At 54.3% G+C, this 17,326-nt stretch carries 17 protein-coding genes and 1 pseudogene; 8 read left to right on the top strand and 10 right to left on the bottom strand.

Annotated features, from left to right (window positions below; all coding sequences use genetic code 11):
- Nucleotides 1–80: 80 nt before the first annotated feature.
- The 3 genes from EPD59_RS22255 (at nucleotide 81) to EPD59_RS05085 (ending at nucleotide 1,678) form a co-directional block, all read left to right on the top strand.
- Nucleotides 81–362: a hypothetical protein gene (locus EPD59_RS22255; protein WP_240731627.1), complete on the top strand. Its 282-nt coding sequence runs from the start codon at nucleotides 81–83 to the stop codon at nucleotides 360–362.
- On the top strand, nucleotides 335–967 hold the full coding sequence (locus tag EPD59_RS05090) for a UbiA family prenyltransferase (RefSeq protein WP_240731626.1): 633 nt from the start codon (nucleotides 335–337) through the stop codon (nucleotides 965–967). Before EPD59_RS22255 ends, EPD59_RS05090 begins: the two co-directional genes overlap by 28 nt.
- A 90-nt stretch (nucleotides 968–1,057) precedes the next feature.
- Complete coding sequence (locus EPD59_RS05085) at nucleotides 1,058–1,678, top strand: hypothetical protein (protein ID WP_133271839.1); 621 nt, start codon at nucleotides 1,058–1,060, stop codon at nucleotides 1,676–1,678.
- A 14-nt stretch (nucleotides 1,679–1,692) separates the two neighbouring features.
- Here EPD59_RS05085 and EPD59_RS05080 read toward each other — a convergent pair whose 3' ends face one another.
- From EPD59_RS05080 to EPD59_RS24030, 4 genes and pseudogenes are all read right to left on the bottom strand, one after another.
- The gene (locus EPD59_RS05080; protein WP_133271838.1) at nucleotides 1,693–2,358 is read right to left on the bottom strand and encodes a DsbA family protein; all 666 of its coding nucleotides are present in this window, start codon (nucleotides 2,356–2,358) and stop codon (nucleotides 1,693–1,695) included.
- Between the two features lie 157 nt (nucleotides 2,359–2,515).
- A pseudogene (gene rho / locus EPD59_RS05075) lies at nucleotides 2,516–3,613 on the bottom strand (transcription termination factor Rho); the annotation flags it as partial.
- Between the two features lie 8 nt (nucleotides 3,614–3,621).
- Complete coding sequence (locus EPD59_RS05070) at nucleotides 3,622–4,461, bottom strand: hypothetical protein (RefSeq protein WP_133271837.1); 840 nt, start codon at nucleotides 4,459–4,461, stop codon at nucleotides 3,622–3,624.
- Complete coding sequence (locus tag EPD59_RS24030) at nucleotides 4,434–4,775, bottom strand: Rho termination factor N-terminal domain-containing protein (RefSeq protein ID WP_133271836.1); 342 nt, start codon at nucleotides 4,773–4,775, stop codon at nucleotides 4,434–4,436. Before EPD59_RS24030 ends, EPD59_RS05070 begins: the two co-directional genes overlap by 28 nt.
- A gap of 420 nt (nucleotides 4,776–5,195) precedes the next feature.
- Here EPD59_RS24030 and serS point away from each other — a divergent pair, with 420 nt between their 5' ends.
- Nucleotides 5,196–6,473: a serine--tRNA ligase gene (gene serS, locus EPD59_RS05060; protein ID WP_133271835.1), complete on the top strand. Its 1,278-nt coding sequence runs from the start codon at nucleotides 5,196–5,198 to the stop codon at nucleotides 6,471–6,473.
- A gap of 101 nt (nucleotides 6,474–6,574) precedes the next feature.
- Here the strand turns inward: serS and EPD59_RS05055 are convergent, their stop codons facing one another.
- The 5 genes from EPD59_RS05055 to polX all read right to left on the bottom strand — a co-directional run bounded on the left by EPD59_RS05055 (nucleotide 6,575) and on the right by polX (nucleotide 11,156).
- The gene (locus EPD59_RS05055) at nucleotides 6,575–6,847 is read right to left on the bottom strand and encodes a UBP-type zinc finger domain-containing protein (RefSeq protein WP_133271834.1); all 273 of its coding nucleotides are present in this window, start codon (nucleotides 6,845–6,847) and stop codon (nucleotides 6,575–6,577) included.
- 22 nt (nucleotides 6,848–6,869) lie between these two features.
- Nucleotides 6,870–7,319, bottom strand: coding sequence for an OsmC family protein (locus tag EPD59_RS05050; RefSeq protein WP_133271833.1), 450 nt, complete (start codon nucleotides 7,317–7,319; stop codon nucleotides 6,870–6,872).
- A 154-nt stretch (nucleotides 7,320–7,473) separates the two neighbouring features.
- On the bottom strand, nucleotides 7,474–8,130 hold the full coding sequence (locus EPD59_RS05045; protein WP_133271832.1) for a hypothetical protein: 657 nt from the start codon (nucleotides 8,128–8,130) through the stop codon (nucleotides 7,474–7,476).
- A 180-nt stretch (nucleotides 8,131–8,310) separates the two neighbouring features.
- Nucleotides 8,311–9,375 (bottom strand): glycosyltransferase family 9 protein, encoded by a 1,065-nt coding sequence (locus tag EPD59_RS05040; RefSeq protein ID WP_133271831.1) that lies wholly within the window; start codon nucleotides 9,373–9,375, stop codon nucleotides 8,311–8,313.
- Nucleotides 9,376–9,404: 29 nt separating this feature from the next.
- The gene (gene polX, locus EPD59_RS05035; RefSeq protein ID WP_133271830.1) at nucleotides 9,405–11,156 is read right to left on the bottom strand and encodes a DNA polymerase/3'-5' exonuclease PolX; all 1,752 of its coding nucleotides are present in this window, start codon (nucleotides 11,154–11,156) and stop codon (nucleotides 9,405–9,407) included.
- Between the two features lie 637 nt (nucleotides 11,157–11,793).
- Here polX and EPD59_RS05025 point away from each other — a divergent pair.
- From EPD59_RS05025 to EPD59_RS05010, 4 genes are all read left to right on the top strand, one after another.
- A complete protein-coding gene (locus tag EPD59_RS05025; RefSeq protein ID WP_133271829.1) occupies nucleotides 11,794–12,237 on the top strand; it encodes a hypothetical protein in 444 nt (147 codons plus the stop codon).
- A 129-nt stretch (nucleotides 12,238–12,366) separates the two neighbouring features.
- Nucleotides 12,367–12,774 (top strand): EVE domain-containing protein, encoded by a 408-nt coding sequence (locus EPD59_RS05020; RefSeq protein ID WP_133271828.1) that lies wholly within the window; start codon nucleotides 12,367–12,369, stop codon nucleotides 12,772–12,774.
- A 200-nt stretch (nucleotides 12,775–12,974) separates the two neighbouring features.
- Nucleotides 12,975–14,504, top strand: coding sequence for a hypothetical protein (locus EPD59_RS05015; protein WP_133271827.1), 1,530 nt, complete (start codon nucleotides 12,975–12,977; stop codon nucleotides 14,502–14,504).
- Nucleotides 14,505–14,569: 65 nt separating this feature from the next.
- The gene (locus EPD59_RS05010; RefSeq protein ID WP_165963478.1) at nucleotides 14,570–15,139 is read left to right on the top strand and encodes a DUF4252 domain-containing protein; all 570 of its coding nucleotides are present in this window, start codon (nucleotides 14,570–14,572) and stop codon (nucleotides 15,137–15,139) included.
- 506 nt (nucleotides 15,140–15,645) lie between these two features.
- On the opposite strand, the gene EPD59_RS23500 is transcribed toward EPD59_RS05010, so the two are convergent.
- Nucleotides 15,646–16,875: an OmpA family protein gene (locus EPD59_RS23500; RefSeq protein WP_317128457.1), complete on the bottom strand. Its 1,230-nt coding sequence runs from the start codon at nucleotides 16,873–16,875 to the stop codon at nucleotides 15,646–15,648.
- Between the last annotated feature and the right edge of the window lie 451 nt (nucleotides 16,876–17,326).

The raw sequence follows: 17,326 nt of genomic DNA, 5'->3' as shown, positions 1-17,326 counted from the left end.
AACAAATTTCATCCTGTCGAGTGGAGTGCAACTTCACTTACCTTTCTACCTTATCAGGTAATTGCTACCCAGACTTTCTCATGCTTCTCGCTTACCGCCGTGCTGTGCCGCTGCTGCGCATCCCCTTCTCCGTGTACCTGATGCCGGTATTCTGGTTTGGGCTGAGCGCCTTGCGGCAGCCGTGTAGTCCGTGGCGCGCGGTGGGCGTGTTTGTGGTGCTGCACGTGCTGGCTTACCCCGCTTCTAACGGCTACAACTCCTATTACGACCGCGACGAAGGCAGCATCGGCGGCCTCAAAAAGCCCCCAAAGTGTCGGAGGAATTGCTTCATTTGGTGTGGCTCTTTGATGTGCTGGCCGTAGTAGGCGCGTGGCTACTTAGTCCGTTGTTTGCGGGGTTGGTGGCTATTTACCTGCTCATTTCTAAAGCTTACAGCTACGAGGGTATTCGGCTGAAGAAGTATCCATTTGTGAGTACCCTGGTGGTGGTAGTCTTCCAGGGTGCCTTCACCTTTCTGATGACCCAAGTGGGCGTGGGGGGCAATTTTGAAGAGATTTTGGCTACCGATAACTTGCTACTGGCCTTGGTGAGCACGCTGTTTTTGTGCGGTTCCTATCCACTCACGCAGGTATATCAGCACCAAGAAGACCGGCAGCGCGGCGACCAAACCCTGAGCCTCGTGCTGGGCATTCGGGGCACGTTTGTGTTTGCGGCGGTGGGCTTGCTGTTCGGCGCCGCATTGCTGGGCTTCACGTATTGGCAGCGCGACGAGCTTCGCAACCTACTTATCTTCCTGATAGCTACCGGTCCAGTAGTGGCTTTGTTTAGCCGTTGGGCTTTTCTGGCGTGGTCAGATGTGTCGGCGGCCAGCTTTGAGCGCACGATGCGTATGAACCAGGTTTCGTCGCTGTGTTTGAGTGCGGCTTTCGTGTTGATGCTGGTGCTGAGGCATTGGGTAACGCAGTAGGCAAAGCCGCAGAAATCTGCTTAAAAAAGCCCCCCGGAACAGTATTGCAACTGGCTACGTATGGGAAGAGCCTCCAAATTGCCTTCCCATATGCGTCACGTTCTCTTCTCCGCTTTACTGCTGTCGGTCTTCGGAGCTTGTTCCAGACCCGATCCAACGCGTATAGAGTCATCGGATACGGCGAGTGCTACTGCCCCGGCCGAGCCAATGGATACAACTCGCGCGCCAGCCGTCAATGCCCAATCGGATACATTGAAAACGGTACAGCGGCGGCACCGCTTTTCTTCGCCTTCTACCGATGATACCTTTCGCCTCGTACTGCGCGGTCCTTCTCTGCTGGCGGGCGAAGCCACTTTCACCATTACCAACTCCAGTGGCGAAACAATTTTTCGCGAAGTAGTATCTGCTGACGATCTGGAGGCCTCTATGGTGTATGAAATGAAAAACAACACCGCTACGCAGGCCGAGCGCGAAGCTTTTGTACGGCGCCGCATGGACGAGTTTTTTGCCGATAAAAACTTCCGCACGCCAGCCGTTACGACCAAAGACACTTACCAAGCGGGCACTATCGACCGCACGACTTGGGACGACCTACGCCGCCGCCCCGATTCTATCGGTTTTCAGTATTTGGTTGGCAAAGAAGATGGCCGCCGCATAGCTTGGTCGCCGCTGAAACAGCAGGTAGTGCGAATCGGTGGCTTCGGTGGCTGAGTTCCTCCAGGATTTTACTGTTCTTCCGTGGCTTGCTGCAACGCTTGCCGTACGGCTTTGCTAAACGCTTCATACGGCTGAAAACCCCGCGCCAGCACATAACCCTGCTGACCTACACGCAAGATTGTTGTCGGAAACCCTTGGACTCCAATACGTTCTACCGCCGTAAATTCCTGCCGCGTAGCATGAGCCGTTTCGGGCAGCGCCAAGCGACGCTCAAACTCAGCTACCTCAATGTCATAGGGCGCTATCAGGTCAGTATAGATAGCCGGATCATTCAAATCCTGGCCCTTGAAATAATGCGCCCGCTGGATATCGTGGGCAAAATCGATGACACGGCTGGGGTCGGTATTTAGCTGCCGAAAAACAGTGAGAGCGCGGCATGGCGGCTCAGAATTCTGAATAACGCTGCCTTCCTCTCCCAACTGCAGATATGCCTCACCAAAACGCACTCCCGCTGCCCGCTCCACATCCTGCAGCGCATTTTTGATGTAGTTCCACTTAGCGCGCAAAGGGGCCACTCGGTCACCGGTCACCATACCACCGCTGAGTACTGACACCTGTATTTTGCCCGCCATGTCGGTGCGCACGCGCTGTATTACGGGTGTCATGCCGTAGCACCATCCACACAGCGGATCAAAGATGTAGAGCAGTTCGGGGAGGTCGGGCGTGTTTTCCATGCTTCAAAGTACTGCCTTGTGCAGGCGTGATGCAAGTAGGTATTGTTGAGTGTCAACCTGCAGTACGGCCAACAGGTTTATAAACACACTACATTCAGTAAGCACAAAAAAGCCCCCCATACTATAGCTGGGGGCTTTTTTTACTTTAAGAAACACTCTAGCCGTTCATCGACATCAAGAACTCGTTGTTGTTCTTGGTGTCTTTGATGCGGTCTTTCAGGAACTCCATGGCCTCTACAGCGGTCATGTCAGACATGAACTTACGGAGCACCCAGATGCGGCTCAGTTCTTCTTTGCCCATGAGCAAATCTTCGCGGCGAGTGCCGGAAGCTGGCACGTCGATGGCTGGGAAGATGCGCTTGTTGGCCAGTTTGCGGTCCAGCTGCAATTCCATGTTGCCGGTGCCTTTGAATTCCTCAAAGATAACCTCGTCCATTTTGGAGCCAGTTTCAATCAAGGCCGTAGCAATAATGGTTAGCGAGCCACCATTCTCCACGTTGCGGGCTGCGCCGAAGAAGCGCTTGGGCTTGTGCAAAGCATTGGCATCGACACCACCCGACAGGATTTTGCCCGAAGCTGGCTGCACCGTGTTATACGCACGGGCCAAACGAGTAATAGAGTCGAGCAGAATCACGACATCGTGACCACACTCTACAAGGCGCTTAGCTTTGTCCAGGGCAATGCTGGCAATCTTCACGTGACGGTCGGCCGTTTCGTCGAAGGTGGAGCTAAGCACTTCGGCTTTCACCGAGCGAGCCATATCCGTCACCTCTTCCGGCCGCTCATCGATAAGCAGAATGATGAGGTAGACTTCAGGATGATTCTCGGAAATAGCGTTGGCAATTTCCTGCAACAGAACCGTCTTACCAGTCTTAGGCTGGGCTACGATCAGACCGCGCTGTCCTTTACCGATCGGCGCGAACAAGTCCAGAATACGAGTGCTAAGCAAGCTCGACTTGGTCGTCAGCTTCAAGCGCTCCTCAGCAAAGAGCGGCGTGAGGTTGTTGAACGGAATCCGATCGCGAGCTTCTTCTACCGTGCGGCCGTTGATGCTTTCCACTCCAACCAGCGCAAAGTATTTTTCGCCTTCGCGGGGCGGACGAATCGTACATTTTACCGTGTCACCGGCTTTTAAGCCAAACTGTTTTACCTGCTGCGGTGCCACATATATATCGTCGGGCGAGGCGAGGTAATTGTAGAAGGGCGAACGTAGGAAGCCGTAGCCACCATCGGGCATTAGCTCCAAGGTGCCTTCACCATCTACTACAATATCAAAGTCGTTGCGCGGACGCTGGGGCTGGCCGGCTGGCTGCTGGCCATCAGCGGGGCGAGGGGCGCGCTGCTGGTCGCGGGCCGCGAAGCGGTCATCACGACGCTGCTGGTCACGGCCTTCCCGTGGCTCCCGATTCTCACGCGGCTCCCGGTTCTCTCTTGGTTCGCGGGGCTCGCGCAACTCCCGAGGCTCCCGGTTTTCACGAGGCTCGCGCAGTTCACGTGGTTCGCGGTTATCGCGGGGCGCATCGCGCAAGGGGCGTGGCTCCCGATTCTCACGGTTATTGTCGCGCGGTTCGCGGGGCTCCCGGAAATCACGGGGCTCACGCGGTGCATCGTTACGGTATTCCCGCTCGCGAGGGCCATCCGTACGCGGCTCACGCTGCTCCCTAGGTTCGCGGGGCTCACGGCCATCGCGGTATTCCCGTTCGCGGGGGCAGTAGGATGATCGGTGCGCGGCTCGCGTGGTGCATTAGGCACAAAGGAAACAGGTGCAGGAGCCGTTTCGGAGTGGGCTGCGGCAGCCGCTTCAACTGCACCTTCCGGTGTTAGCGAAGCCGGTACATCACCACCTGATGTATCTATGCCATTAGCAATGCCATTCGAAGTCGTAGTAGGTGCTATCTCTTCGGTGCGGTTGCGCTCCACACCATTGCGCACACGGCGCTCAGGCCGCTGGTACAACTTTACTGGGCGGGCGGCTCCAGCGTCCGGCGCTAGCTCAGCATCGACAGCTACAGTAGCCTCGGCGGGAGTGGCTGCGGCTGCGATAGCCGGTGCTTCAGCCAACGCTAACTCAGGTACTATTGCCAAAGCAGCATCAACGGCCACAACGGGAGCAGGAGCAGCAGTTCGGGGAGCACGGGCGCGGGCTGGGCCGGGCGCGCAGCAGGAGCCGTGGGCGCGGCTGCCGGTACGGCATTGGCTTCAGCTACATCCGAAAAGGGCAGCTCAGCTCCATTCTTGGCGCTGGCGGGTTTTATTTTCTGGGGAAGCTGATCGGCGGGAATAATGGCCTGCTGATCGAGAATCTTATAAATCAGATCCTGCTTGCTGAGCTTTTTGAAGTTACCAACCTTCAGCTCTTCCGCTATTTCTTTTAGCTCGGAAAGCAAACGGTCCTTCAATTCTTCAATATTGTACATAAACTAAACTAGTAGGAAAACGGGCAGAAGGGGGGTGGAGATACCAGACAGGACAGGATAGGGAGCAGCACAGGCCAACCGGGGCATAAAGGGCAACCGCAGCGCGGCGCGAAGCACAGAATACGTAGGGAAAATGGGGTACTCGGGAGGCGCTGGAAATAAAAGCGGGCCGTACGCGAGCAAAAATTACTGCGGACCCGGCATCAGCCGCCGGCTTGTTGCCGCAATGTTAGACTAATACGGGTAAACCGCCAAATCAGATACGCTTTTTTTCGGGCTATTCGCCACAATAGTAAGGACATTCGCGTTGCTTGAATGGTTCGCCCCGGCTTATTTACTTGTGTAGGGCATTTAGGGTAGCCTGATATTTACGACTGCACCGAGTACAAAAAGCTTCCGCTACTTCCCTACTTTTGCCCTATGCTGCAAGTTTCCGTTTTAAAAGAACACACTGACCTCGTGCTGGCTGGCTTAGCCAAAAAGTACTACCCCACTGCTGAGGCCGACGTGACGGCTATTCTCAACCTCGATCAGCGCCGCCGTCAGCTGCAAACCACCCACGACTCAGCCCAGGCTGAAGCGAATGAATTGGCGCGCCAAATCGGTGGCTTGATGAAGAGCGGCGACAAAGCCGGAGCCGAAGACCTGAAAGCCCGTACTGCGAGCCTTAAAGCCGATATCAAAACCCACGCTGACGAGCTAGGACAGGTAGAAATTGCTTTACAGCAGCTACTGCTCAAGCTGCCTAATCTGCCCCATAGTAGCGTGCCCGCAGGCCGTACTCCGCAGGAGAATGAAGTGGTATTAGAGCACGGCACAAAGCCAGATTTGCCCCCCACGGCCCTCCCCCACTGGGATTTGATCAAGAAATACGACATCATCGACTTCGAGCTGGGCAACAAAATTAGTGGCGCTGGCTTTCCAGTGTATAAAGGGCAAGGTGCGCGTTTACAGCGTGCGCTTATCAATTTTTTCCTGGATGAAGCGCGGGAGGCCGGCTATTTTGAAGTGCAGCCGCCCATTCTGGTAAATGAGGCCTCGGGCTACGGCACGGGCCAATTGCCCGACAAAGACGGCCAGATGTACCATGACGCGCAGGATAATCTCTACCTGATTCCGACGGCCGAGGTGCCCATTACCAATCTTTACCGCGACGAGATTATTGCCACCGATAAGCTTCCCATTCGCAATGCGGGCTACACGCCCTGCTTTCGGCGCGAAGCTGGCTCTTGGGGTGCCGATGTGCGCGGCCTGAACCGCCTGCACCAATTCGACAAGGTAGAAATCGTCCAAATAGCCTTACCTGAGCAGAGCTACACTATTTTGGAGGAAATGCGGGCCCATATTGAGGGCTTATTGCAAAAGCTGGAATTGCCCTACCGTGTGCTGCGCCTCTGCGGCGGCGATATGAGCTTTACTTCTGCCCTCACCTACGACTTGGAAGTGTGGAGTGCGGCCCAAGGCAGATGGCTGGAAGTAAGCTCGGCCAGTAACTTTGAAACGTACCAGGCCAACCGCCTCAAGCTGCGCTACCGTGCTGAAGGTGGTAAAACTCAGCTACTGCATACGCTCAATGGGTCGGCGCTGGCATTGCCGCGTATTGTAGCGGCATTGCTGGAAAACAACCAGGCTGAGGACGGCATCCATTTGCCCCAGGCGCTGCACAGCTACTGCGGCTTCGATAAGATCACAAACTAGTGTTTGCTTATTAGCACAAAAAAGCCCCCAAACGTTGTCTGGGGGCTTTTTTATTGCCTGTACTGGTCAAGTCAGTTTTAGGATATGTCTTAGATAATAGGCTAGTATTCAGCAAACGCGCTATCAATGTAGCACCAGGCCCACCGCTCACCGGGCTCGGCGGAGGTAATGACGGGATGATTGGTAGCGTGGAAGTGACGAGTAGCGTGCTTGTTTTTGGAGTTGTCGCAGCAGCCTACGTGGCCGCAGGTCTGACATACACGCAAGTGTACCCACTCGTCGCCCAAGGCTACGCATTCGGGGCACACATACTCTTCATCCTCGATAATCTGAGTTAAGCTACCGAGGTGAGTGCAAGGCGATTTAGCTTCCATAAAAGCGGTTTTAGACGAAGAATCAGTTGCTTTCAGGCACCAGTTGGGTTCTGATGCGCAAGCCACTCATTAGGGTTTTCTGTACGGGACATTTCTGCGAGATTACTTCCAAGCGTTGGCGCTGCTCCTGTGTGAGCGGCCCCACCAGACGCAGTTCCTTTTCTACTTCCTCTAGCATCTGGCCTTCCTGTTCGCATTTATCGCAGTCGGCACGGTGCACGCGTTGATGGCGTAAGCGCACTTCTATGGCTTCCAAAGGCCACTTTTTTTGGTCGGCGTAGAGGCGCAGCGTGATGGCAGTACAAGCTCCCAGTGCCGCCAGCAGCATATCGTAGGGTGTAGGGCCGCGGTCTTTGCCACCCACTTCTTCGGGCTCATCCAGCACAAACGTGTGACGACCAGCCTCCACATCGGCTAGCAAGGCGTCAGCACCCACTTTCACAAGAACGGACTTTGTAGTAGTATCAAGCATAGCAGGTTAGTAATGGTTGGCAGAGGTAAAATGTACTCTTTTTCTCTTTGATTTACCTCGTTACCATAAAGTAACGCACACGAAAAAGGGCTGCTTCCACCCATTGGCAGAAGCAGCCCTCGCGTTATCACACGAATGCCAGACCTAGGGAAGTTTAGGATTTGGGCGTGTAAGGAAACTTCTTTGAAGCGTTGCGCATCAGCATGTTCACCATACCTTCTGTCGAGCTTCCTACCGAGCCGGCGGCTACGTAGTCGTACTTCCACAGCAGCTTACCGGCGTCCGACTCGTGAATATTCACAGTAATGTTAGCTTGATTGGTGGCACCCCAAGCACCCACCAATACACCAACGGCTAAAGCAGCACCGTCGCTCATGGGCTTGGTGGTGCGTACGCTGGTAGTCAATACAGCATCAACGCCGAGTACTTTAGCAAGTTCTTGAGCAGAGTGCGTACGCAATTCCTCGTACGGAATCTGGAGCTCACGCAGTTTGGCGTTGGTTTGTGTTACGTCCTGAAATTGAACTGTATAGCCGCGCTGCTGGCTCCGACGCAACAACCACGCATAGATTTTTTCCTGAAAGTCGATACCACTTTTGTATTCCAGGTCGCGCTGCTGCTCCGCTGTCGTGTTGCGTGCTTGGTTGGGGCGCAGTTGCATTGTCACGGAAGCGGGTAGAATGGCTACCGTTTTGTGTTTAGGGGCATAAGAGCGAAAGTCGTTCGCCAGATAAATGTTAGGACCGCAAGCTGTACATAAGAACAGCATAACCAGCGTGAGGGCGCGAGCCCCAAGCGTAAAAAGGCGCATAAATGAAGTAAAAGAAGAAAGGTTAGAATATGGTTTTATCGGCAAATCAACAACTTCTTTGCAACTTTTAAAACAACATATTCGTATATCGCCCTCTTTTTTTATTCAGCTTCAGGATATAGCCCTCAGAGGCCATGTTCGCATTTCTACGCTCCCTGTTGGCTGCCAGCAAGCACTCTATCAACGCCCATCGCGCGTGGGGGGCAAATCCAAGTCAAATTGAATTTCGCGCATACATTTGAAATGTCCTTGGGGGCATTTTTCGTAACCTATCTTAGAGCACGGCCGACACGAGAGCCCTAGCCTTTCCAGAATGCGAAACTCGGTGCGGTAAGGATACATGCCAAACTCCGGCACTGTATTGCCCCAAATACTGAAGATCTCTTTCTTGAAGGCTGCGGCAATGTGCATCAGGCCCGTATCGTGGCTCACTACTAGCTGCGCCTGTTGCACCAAAGAGGCCGATTGGTTGAGCGAATACTGCCCGCAGGCGTTATAAATAATAGTGTGGGGCGCTTTAGCAATGCTGGCCTCCGACGGAAAATAATAAGGGCTGTCAGGCACTTTCCGCGCGAGTGGCGGCGAAGCCGCTGCGTGCTTGGCAAAGGCCAACTCCACCACATGACCCGTCGTTTCGTCCTCAGGCCCGCCAAGTAATACCACCGGACGGCGCAACAATCCACACAACTCAATGATCCGGTCGACGGGCAGGCGCTTGGTGGCATGCTGCGCCCCAATAGCGAAGGCCACATAGCCTTGCTGAAAGCCGACAGGAAGCGTATTGAGGCTCACTTCATCTTTGGAAGGAATAAAATAATCTAACCCTTGACCATCATTGCGCACGCCCAATAGCGCGGCAGCAGCTAAGTAGCGATCTACAATGTGCTGCTGTGGCAGGGTATTTATTTTCAGGTTCACCAACAGCCATTTGCGCAGGTTAAGCTTATCAAAGCTCGATGAAGGTATTCCCAACCGCAGCTTCAGCAAACGGGTGCGCAGATTATTATGCAGATCGATGATGTAATCGAAACGCTCGGCTTTCAGCTCATTTACCAAGTCCGTGAGTGAGCCCGTAAGGTAATGCGCCTTAGTCACATACGGATTTGGCTCGATGATACTCCGATAAGCCGGTTTAGTACAGAAATGCACCTGCGCACCCGCCACCTGCTGCTTCAGCGCCCGCACTACGGGCGTTGTCAGCACAATGTCGCCGATAGAGGAGAAGCGCAAAACAAGAATTTTCATAAGCTATTTAACGGCAGCCCGAGCCACCATTAAAACAAAGTCGTTTTGAATTCTTCGGCCGGCTTAATCTTTGCTTTCCGCTGGGCAAAGTATGTTGCTACTTCTTCCCGCGACATGGCATTGAAGGTCATTTCCTTCGTCAGACCACCTTTGCGCCCCATAAACACGCCGTAGCGCATATCCGCGTAGCCGTTGGTGTGGTGCGCATCAGGGTTGATACTCAGTTTCACGCCTTGGTCGAGGGCATAGCGCACCCAGCGCCAGTCTAGGTCCAGCCGCCACGGATTAGCATTAATCTCAATAATAACCTGATGCTTGGCGCAGGCATCAATAACGGCCTTATAGTCGATTGGGTAGCCTTCGCGGCGAAGTAATAACCGCCCGGTCGGGTGGCCTAACATCGTACAATACGGATTCTCAATGGCCCGCAGCAGGCGTGTGGTGGCGCGGGCTTCGTCCATTTTGAGGTTGCTGTGCACCGAGGCCACGACAAAGTCAAATGAGGCCAGCACCGAGGGTTGATAATCTAAAGCACCATCGCCGAGAATATCGCTTTCGATACCCTTAAAAATGCGAAAGGGAGCCAATTCTTTGTTAAGTTCATCTATTTCGCGGTGCTGCTGACGCACGCGCTCCGGGCTGAGTCCGTTGGCATAGTGCGCGGCCTGGGAGTGGTCGCAAATTCCCAGGTACTCGTAGCCTTCATCCCGCAGAAACTCGGCCATTTGACGCAGTGTATGTGCCCCGTCTGAGTAGTTGCTGTGGTTGTGCACACTACCGCGCAGGTCGGCATCTTCCAGCAAGTTGGGCAGCTTATGCTCTTTGGCTAATGTTAGTTCACCAAGGCCTTCTCGCAGTTCAGGCTCTACGTACTGCAGTCCGGCTTTTTCGTAAATGGCCGTTTCCTGGTAGAATCGCTCCTTTTTCAGCAACTGCCTTAATGTAGCCGGCTGCCCATGCGCAGCTTGGGGGGCAAATATTTCAGACAAATGCGCCTCAGCACCCGTCAACAGAAAGAGCTGATTTGTGAAATCTTCCTTTGCCACTAGCAGCACCTCCACTTTTACACCGGAGGTTGTAGCAGTCCCGCGCCACGCAAAAGGGCCCGAGCGCATGGGGTCGGCGGTAAGGCCATCCAGGGAGTTTAGTAGCTTATGTGCTTTCTCGGGATGAGTAGTAGCGGCTACCAGCACCACATTTTCCACTACCTCCAGGCGTCGGCGTACTTCCCCGGCTACCGCTACCGACTCCGTAAATAGCGCTTCCTGCAAGCGGGCAACCAAATCGGCGGCCAGCTCTTCGGCTTGCGGGTACAGCAGCTTGCCCCGGCTTTGGTCGTTGAATTCGAGGGCTTGCAGAATGGCGTCCTGCGTTTTTTTGCCAAATCCTTTGAGCTTACTTACCTCATCACGCTCAGCGGCGGCACGTAGCGCGTCGGGGCTTTCGACGCCCAGCTCACGCCACAGCGCCCGAATCTTTTTCGGGCCGATGCCCTTAATATTCAGCATCTCCACCACACCGGGCGGCGTGATGCTGAGCAGACGCGTCAGTTCCTCGAAAGAGCCGGTGTCCAGCATTTCGGCCACGCGAGCCGCAGCAGTTTTGCTCAGACCCGTGCGGTCGGGCAGGCCGGTGCGCTCTACTTCGGCCACCGAAAACTCTAGGCGTTCGAGGGCAGCAGCGGTGCCTTCGTAGGCCCGAATTTTAAATGGGTTTTCATCGTGCACTTCCAGCAGCGAGGCCGCAAGGCGGAAGGCACGAATCAGGGCGCGATTGTCCAAAACAGAAGCAGAATTTGCCCCCCAGCGGGGGATGGAGAAGGAAAGTAAAGGTACAGTGTTGGGAAATATTATGTTTTAAATAATATAGGCTAATAAAGGCAACGGGTGTTTTCGGGTACAACTATTGATGGTGAAATAGAAGCCACTAATTTACCAGTCCATTTCCCACTTTTACGCCATTGTCATGCGCCTGTTTTCTCTGCTTTGCTGCCTGAGTGTGTTGCTGCTGGCCGTAACGTGCAAACCCGACCCACGCAAGTCGCCGCAGTTGCGCTTGCTTGAAGGCACTTGGCTGCACGCCCACGAGGAGGACACGGAAGATGTGGAAGTATATCGGCCTAATACGTATTCGTTTGGCCCTCGCGCGGCCGCACGGGGTTCTGCTTCGAGCATAATGGCCTCTTTACGCAGTACGACATTGCTCCTACTGATGGGCTCGAAGGGCATAAAGGCCAGTGGAAGGCCGAAAGCGAGACGGTGTTACGCATTACCCCCGATAATAAAGAAGAGCCCGGCTACAGACTCGAAATTGTGTCGCTGGACAAAGATTTATTGAAAGTTCGTCGCTTGCCCCAATAGGCTTGCAACCTTTCGTTCAGCTTGCGCCTCCTAGTACTGTTCTATTCTATATTCAATTATGCGCATTTCTACTCTTACGCTCCTAACCGCTTTTGTAGCACTGGTATTGGCGGCCTGCACCGAAAACGTAGGCGACCTGATGAAGCTAAACCCAGAGGGACCTACGGGGCCGCTCTACGGCCGCTCGTGGTATAACTCGCATGAGGCCCGGCCCGGTGATACCGTTATTTACCGGCCCCAGGGCTATATAATGCCCCCCAGCGTGCCCCGCTACGGCCCTATTTATTTGGATGGGCTGCGCTTTGATAAGGATGGCCAGTTTACGTTCTACACCTTTGGCCCGGCCGATGCCCCAGAGGCGCATATTGGTCGCTGGGAACCCATGCAGGAAAACCAGGATATCCTGACGATGACGCTCGAAAATACGGAGCTGCGACCTCCCTTTCGGTTGCGCGTACTGCGCGTTGAGAACGACAAGCTAGTTGTATTGCGCCTGCGCTAAGCCCCTTCCGACTACTATTGGGGGGCAAAAAAGCCCGGCAAAAGCCATTCTAAAGAAATTTAGAGCGTCTTTTGCCGGGCTTTTTTGCGTGTTGCATTTCCTGAATCTCCAGCTGACTTATTTTTTAAAGTGAATTACTGGCTTGTTAAATCCGAACCTACGGCCTATTCCTGGGCCGACTTTGTGCGTGACGGGCGCACCGACTGGACTGGCGTCCGCAACTTTCAGGCGCGCAACTACCTGCAACAGATGCAGCCCGGCGACCTGGTCCTTTTCTACCACAGCGTAACCGACAAAACCGTAATCGGCATGGCCGAGGTAGCTGCTCCCGCCGCCCCCGATGCTACCGCCCCACCCGAAAGCGGCTGGGTAGCCGTGGCGCTGCGTCCGCACCAGCCGTTACCTAAACCCGTGTCGTTGGCTGCCATTAAGCTCGACGCGCGCCTGAGCCAGATTGGCCTTTTGCGCCAGTCCCGCCTGTCGGTGATGCCGCTGCGCAGCGAGGAATTTGATGTCGTGCTGGAGTTGGGCAGCTAAGCACTGAACCATATTTTCGGCAAAAAAGCCTGCCTACCATCCATAGAGCTGGCCTTTCCTCTTGTGCATGGGCTGGGGGGCTTTTTATTACCAGCGTAATCACGCAAAAAAGCCCCCTGGCAAATAGCTGGACCACGTGACTTTATGCCGTCTTCGTCGTATCTTACTAAGCGTCACAGCGAATAGGGCGTATGTCAGCTATGAAAAATATAATAGTCGTGTGGCTGGGAATTATGGCTCTAGCAATAGCGGGTCAGCCAGTGCTTGCCCAGGCGCCCGAGCCTTCCCTCGTTCCTAGTCAGCCTACCCGCCTGGAGTTACCTTTTACCCAGTATGATACGGATGTGCACGTACTGGCCATCCCCGAGGACAGCAGCGTGGTGATGCTGGTGGAGAAAGACGTTTTTATTGGCTCGCGCACCAGCTACACCTTCCACAAATTTGACCACCAGCTGAAGGATCTGGGCGCGCGGAAGCTCGATATTCCGATTGAGTACGAGTTCAAGCTGATGCGTGCTGAGGCCACGGCCGTGTACGCTCTTTTTCAGTCGCGCTACGCGCCGGAGCGCTTGTTAGCGGCTGGTCTCGATAGTCGCACCGGTGATGTAAGCCTTGTTAAATTCGATACGGAGGTGACGCGCGATGTGCTGGATCAAAAAGTATTGGCGGGCAATCTGTTTGTGACGGTACTCCTGGATCAGCATATGACGGTGGTGAAGCTGGATATGAAAACTGGCAAACACCAATTGCTGCCTTCTGTATACGAGCCACTTACTACGGAACTCACCTTCCTTACCGACTCCGCTACCAAGCGCGCCGAAGTAATTATGCGCCAGTCGAACGGGGTTAAATCGCGCTTGCAGCTAAAACAGCTTTCCTCGGAGGGTGAATTGCTGAACTCCGAATTTGTCCAAACCGAAAGTGAGCGTAGCCTGATCACTGCCCAAGTCAGCCTCGGCGACAGCTCCGACCGGATGCTGGCCGGCACGTACACCCTCCGCGACCCGCGCTATTCGCAGGGCATTTTTTCGGCTGATCTCACGGCCGGCACTACCCCGACCGGCGTTCGCCAATCTCTGCGCTTCTATGATTTTACGCGTCTGAAGCACTTTTTTGATTACCTAAAGCCCGCCAGAGCAGCCCGTATTCGGCAACGCAGTCAGGAGCGCCGCGCCGCCAACCGGGAGTTGCCGCTGCGCTACCGACTGCTTGTACATGACTTATTGCCTTTTCAAAACGGCTACGTGCTGGTAGCGGAGGTGTATTATCCACGCTACCGCAGCGATAGTTACGGCCCCGGCATGGTAGGCACCCGCTACCGGCAGTTCGACGGCTATCATACGACCCACGCTATTGTGTGCGGCTTCGATCGGCGTGGCAACCTAATCTGGGACAATACCTTCGTGCTGAAAGACGTGGAATCGTATGAGTTGGAGGAAACAGTACGGCTGCGGCCCATGCCCGATGGCCAACGCCTTGTGATGACGTATCTGGAAGAAGAAAATGTCCACTTCAAAATAATTGACCGCAGCTTACCCACTCCCAATGACCTAGTGGTGCCGTTGCAGACGGTTAACCCAGAGATAAAGGAGAAGCTAAGCAGCACTAATTATGAGGGCATGCAAGCGTGGTATGGGAGCCGGTTTTTAGCCTTTGGCTACCAATATGTGCGCACTCCCCGGGGTGGAGGGCGCGACGTATTTTTTCTCAACACTGTTTCCTTCAATTAACAGCGCCACCTGAACGGGCCACCGTCAAGCTACGTATGGGAGCCAAACCACCTTTGCTCCTCCCTATGTATACCAAACTACGTTTGCTTTCGCTGGTCGCCATACTCGGCCTTGGCCTCACCGTGAGCTGCCGCACAAGCGGCCCCGAAACCCCAGCCCGCACGGTAGCGGAGTTTTTTCGCAAATACGAGAACCGGTCCGGCTTCAAAGCCACTACCCTGTCGGCAGGCTTCACTACCCGTCTGTTGCTGGCCCGTCTGGGCAAACTGGGGGGCAATAATGAACTGGCGCAGGCGCTAACATCGGTGCGCGAAATTCGCATGCTCACTTTCACGCCTACCACCGATCGGGCCCAGCGGCTGGTAGCGGCTGGTCTCAATAAGGAAGTAGATGGCCTGCTGGCCAGCGAGCGATACACTTCCATTCCCGTATCCGCCGATTCGGCCCGCACTACCATCACGCGCTACGCTATCCGCCAGCAAGGCGACCGGGTACCAGAGTTGGTTGCTACCGGTAACGTGGAAGCGGTTCCCGAATCGTTTGCCTTAATAGCCGTATCCGGCAACTTTACGCGCTCCCAAGTTGATGAGCTTATAAAATTCCTGCCCGGCGCCGTTGGTGAGCTGACCCAATAGAAATCATATCTTTTTAGACCTAAAAAAGCCCCCAGAATTAGTCTGGGGGGCTTTTTTATTATCTATACTATTACGAACAGTTGCATAACCCTTCTATGAACGGTATAGAAACGCGACAATTCGAGTTTCTATATCATCTGATCCTTATTGGTGATGGTGCATTACCCAATAAACCTCTAGTAGTCTATTATTTAAAGCATACCAGCTTACCACGATAGACACTTTGTAAAAGCTGGAAGTTGGAAGACTTCTGTACATCCAACCGGAGTCCACCTTCTATGGATTCATTAGGGTAGGGTATTGTTTAGCAGGCATTGTAATCAATACCGATATTATACTAGAAGAAACCAGACCTAAATGGCCAAGATTTCTACAACTAGAAAAAGCCCCTAGAACTTTCTGGGGGCTTTTTCATAATGGCGCGCTGCATTTAGGAGCAGCTAGGCACAAAAAAAGCGGCGAACCCAGTGGGTCCGCCGCTTTTTGGGGCTAAAGCCGATCAGCAATTATGGCTGAGGCTGGCTTGGGATGTAGAACTCGAAGGTGAATTCTACGCGGCGGTTCTTAGCCATACCAGCAGCCGAAGTGTTCGGTGCAGCGGGCTGATCTTCGCCGAAGCCTACCGTAGTAACACGGTTCGGATCAACTTTCTTGCCGGTGAAGTAACGCTTGGCCGAAGCCGCACGACGCTCCGACAGAGCTTGGTTGTACTCGTTGGTACCACGGCTATCAGCGTGACCAGCGATGCGCAGGCTATACTCGGGGTACTGATCCAGGATCTTGATCATGTTGTCAAGCGTGCCATACGACTGGCGACGAATCACTGTGCTGTTGGTTTCGAACTGTACAGGACGTACTTTCTCCATTAGAGCAGGGTCAATCACGCGGCAACCAGTAGAGTCTACAGTAGCGCCGGTAGGAGTGCCTGGGCACTTATCAACGTTGTCTGGAACACCGTCACCGTCTTGGTCAACGTTTACAGGGCAGCCTGTAGCATCAACTTGCGTACCGGCAGGGGTATCAGGGCAAGTGTCGTTCTTGTCAGCTACACCGTCGCCATCGGCGTCAGGGCAGCCACGGAGAGCAGCCGTACCAGCTTGGTCTGGGCACTCATCTTCAGAGTCACGTACACCGTCGTTGTCACGGTCTGGGCAACCTTCGAGGTTAGCCAAGCCTTTCTCAGTGGGGCACTTGTCTTGGTAATCTGGAACACCGTCGCCGTCACCATCTAATGGGCAACCAGCTTCATCCACGGCTACGCCGGCTGGAGTGGCGGGGCACTTGTCTTTGCGGTCTGGCACACCGTCCATATCCTCATCCTTGGGCTTGCCAAAGTTGTAGGTGATACCGGCCGAGTGCTGGAGGTAGCGGTCATTCAGGTCGCCTTCATCCACGTTGTCAATCGTGTTGGTCAGGGCGTAGATCTGGCCCGTCTGCACGAAGATGCCGAAGGAAGGTGAGAAGTTGAGGGCGATACCAGCCGCGCCGTGCAGATATCCGGCGTAGTGGTCTTTGTTGCCTAGCAGAGTCTCGCCGCCTACGCCCGTGTTCACGAACTTATCGGAAGAGGCGATCATCAAGCCTGGGGCTAGGCTCAGGTAAGGAGCGAAGATAGCGTCCTCTTTCAAGGCCCAGCCGTTGTTGAGCTTGAACTTGATGGGTACTCCGATCGTGGTCACATTCGCGTCGAAGCGGCGGATGGGCAGACGAAGCGGGTCTTTGGTGGAGAACTTCATGTCCCCGTAGTTGGCCGACAAGCCGATGTCGATACCCGGGGTGAGGTAGCGGGACAGGGTGATGCCGCCCCCGCCTTCGATCTTGTTGGACTTGAACCACTCCGAGCCCAGGTCGCCGTGGTATTGCAGAGTGCTGCCGTAAAGGCTAATGCCGGTCTTGCGGTCCGCGCTTTGAGCGTGACCCTCGGGGCCGCTGCTAGCAGCGCTAATCCCAAGACCGCAGATTTTGCTAGAAGGTGTCTCATAGCATACAGGTTAGGTGAAAACATTTTCTTTGGTTTTAGCAGCTTATTCGGGGTTGAATAAGAGCCTTAACTGACTGCCTATACTTTCCATTACGAATAAGGTTGTTGTCAGGACCTCAAATGGGGGGCATTTTTCTGAACTTATTTCCACCGAAACAGCGTTTCCGCCTGATTTTCAGGCTTGCCTATGCGGCAGCAAAGGAATA

The organism is Hymenobacter radiodurans, from assembly GCF_004355185.1.
Taxonomy (GTDB): domain Bacteria; phylum Bacteroidota; class Bacteroidia; order Cytophagales; family Hymenobacteraceae; genus Hymenobacter; species Hymenobacter radiodurans.
Note: the sequence above shows the minus strand (reverse complement) of the source record. Positions and strands in the feature narration are given on the sequence as shown.

Excerpts from the sequence above, each read along its gene's own strand:
- EPD59_RS05015 (WP_133271827.1), top strand. The coding sequence starts at position 12,975 with ATGAAAAATATAATAGTCGTGTGGCTGGGAATTATGGCTCTAGCAATA.
- EPD59_RS22255 (WP_240731627.1), top strand. The coding sequence starts at position 81 with ATGCTTCTCGCTTACCGCCGTGCTGTGCCGCTGCTGCGCATCCCCTTC.
- EPD59_RS05045 (WP_133271832.1), bottom strand. The coding sequence starts at position 8,130 with ATGCGCCTTTTTACGCTTGGGGCTCGCGCCCTCACGCTGGTTATGCTG.
- EPD59_RS23500 (WP_317128457.1), bottom strand. The coding sequence starts at position 16,875 with ATGAAGTTCTCCACCAAAGACCCGCTTCGTCTGCCCATCCGCCGCTTC.
- EPD59_RS05025 (WP_133271829.1), top strand. The coding sequence starts at position 11,794 with ATGCGCATTTCTACTCTTACGCTCCTAACCGCTTTTGTAGCACTGGTA.
- EPD59_RS05055 (WP_133271834.1), bottom strand. The coding sequence starts at position 6,847 with ATGGAAGCTAAATCGCCTTGCACTCACCTCGGTAGCTTAACTCAGATT.
- serS (WP_133271835.1), top strand. The coding sequence starts at position 5,196 with ATGCTGCAAGTTTCCGTTTTAAAAGAACACACTGACCTCGTGCTGGCT.
- EPD59_RS05010 (WP_165963478.1), top strand. The coding sequence starts at position 14,570 with ATGTATACCAAACTACGTTTGCTTTCGCTGGTCGCCATACTCGGCCTT.
- EPD59_RS05050 (WP_133271833.1), bottom strand. The coding sequence starts at position 7,319 with ATGCTTGATACTACTACAAAGTCCGTTCTTGTGAAAGTGGGTGCTGAC.
- EPD59_RS05085 (WP_133271839.1), top strand. The coding sequence starts at position 1,058 with ATGCGTCACGTTCTCTTCTCCGCTTTACTGCTGTCGGTCTTCGGAGCT.
- EPD59_RS24030 (WP_133271836.1), bottom strand. The coding sequence starts at position 4,775 with ATGTACAATATTGAAGAATTGAAGGACCGTTTGCTTTCCGAGCTAAAA.
- EPD59_RS05080 (WP_133271838.1), bottom strand. The coding sequence starts at position 2,358 with ATGGAAAACACGCCCGACCTCCCCGAACTGCTCTACATCTTTGATCCG.
- EPD59_RS05040 (WP_133271831.1), bottom strand. The coding sequence starts at position 9,375 with ATGAAAATTCTTGTTTTGCGCTTCTCCTCTATCGGCGACATTGTGCTG.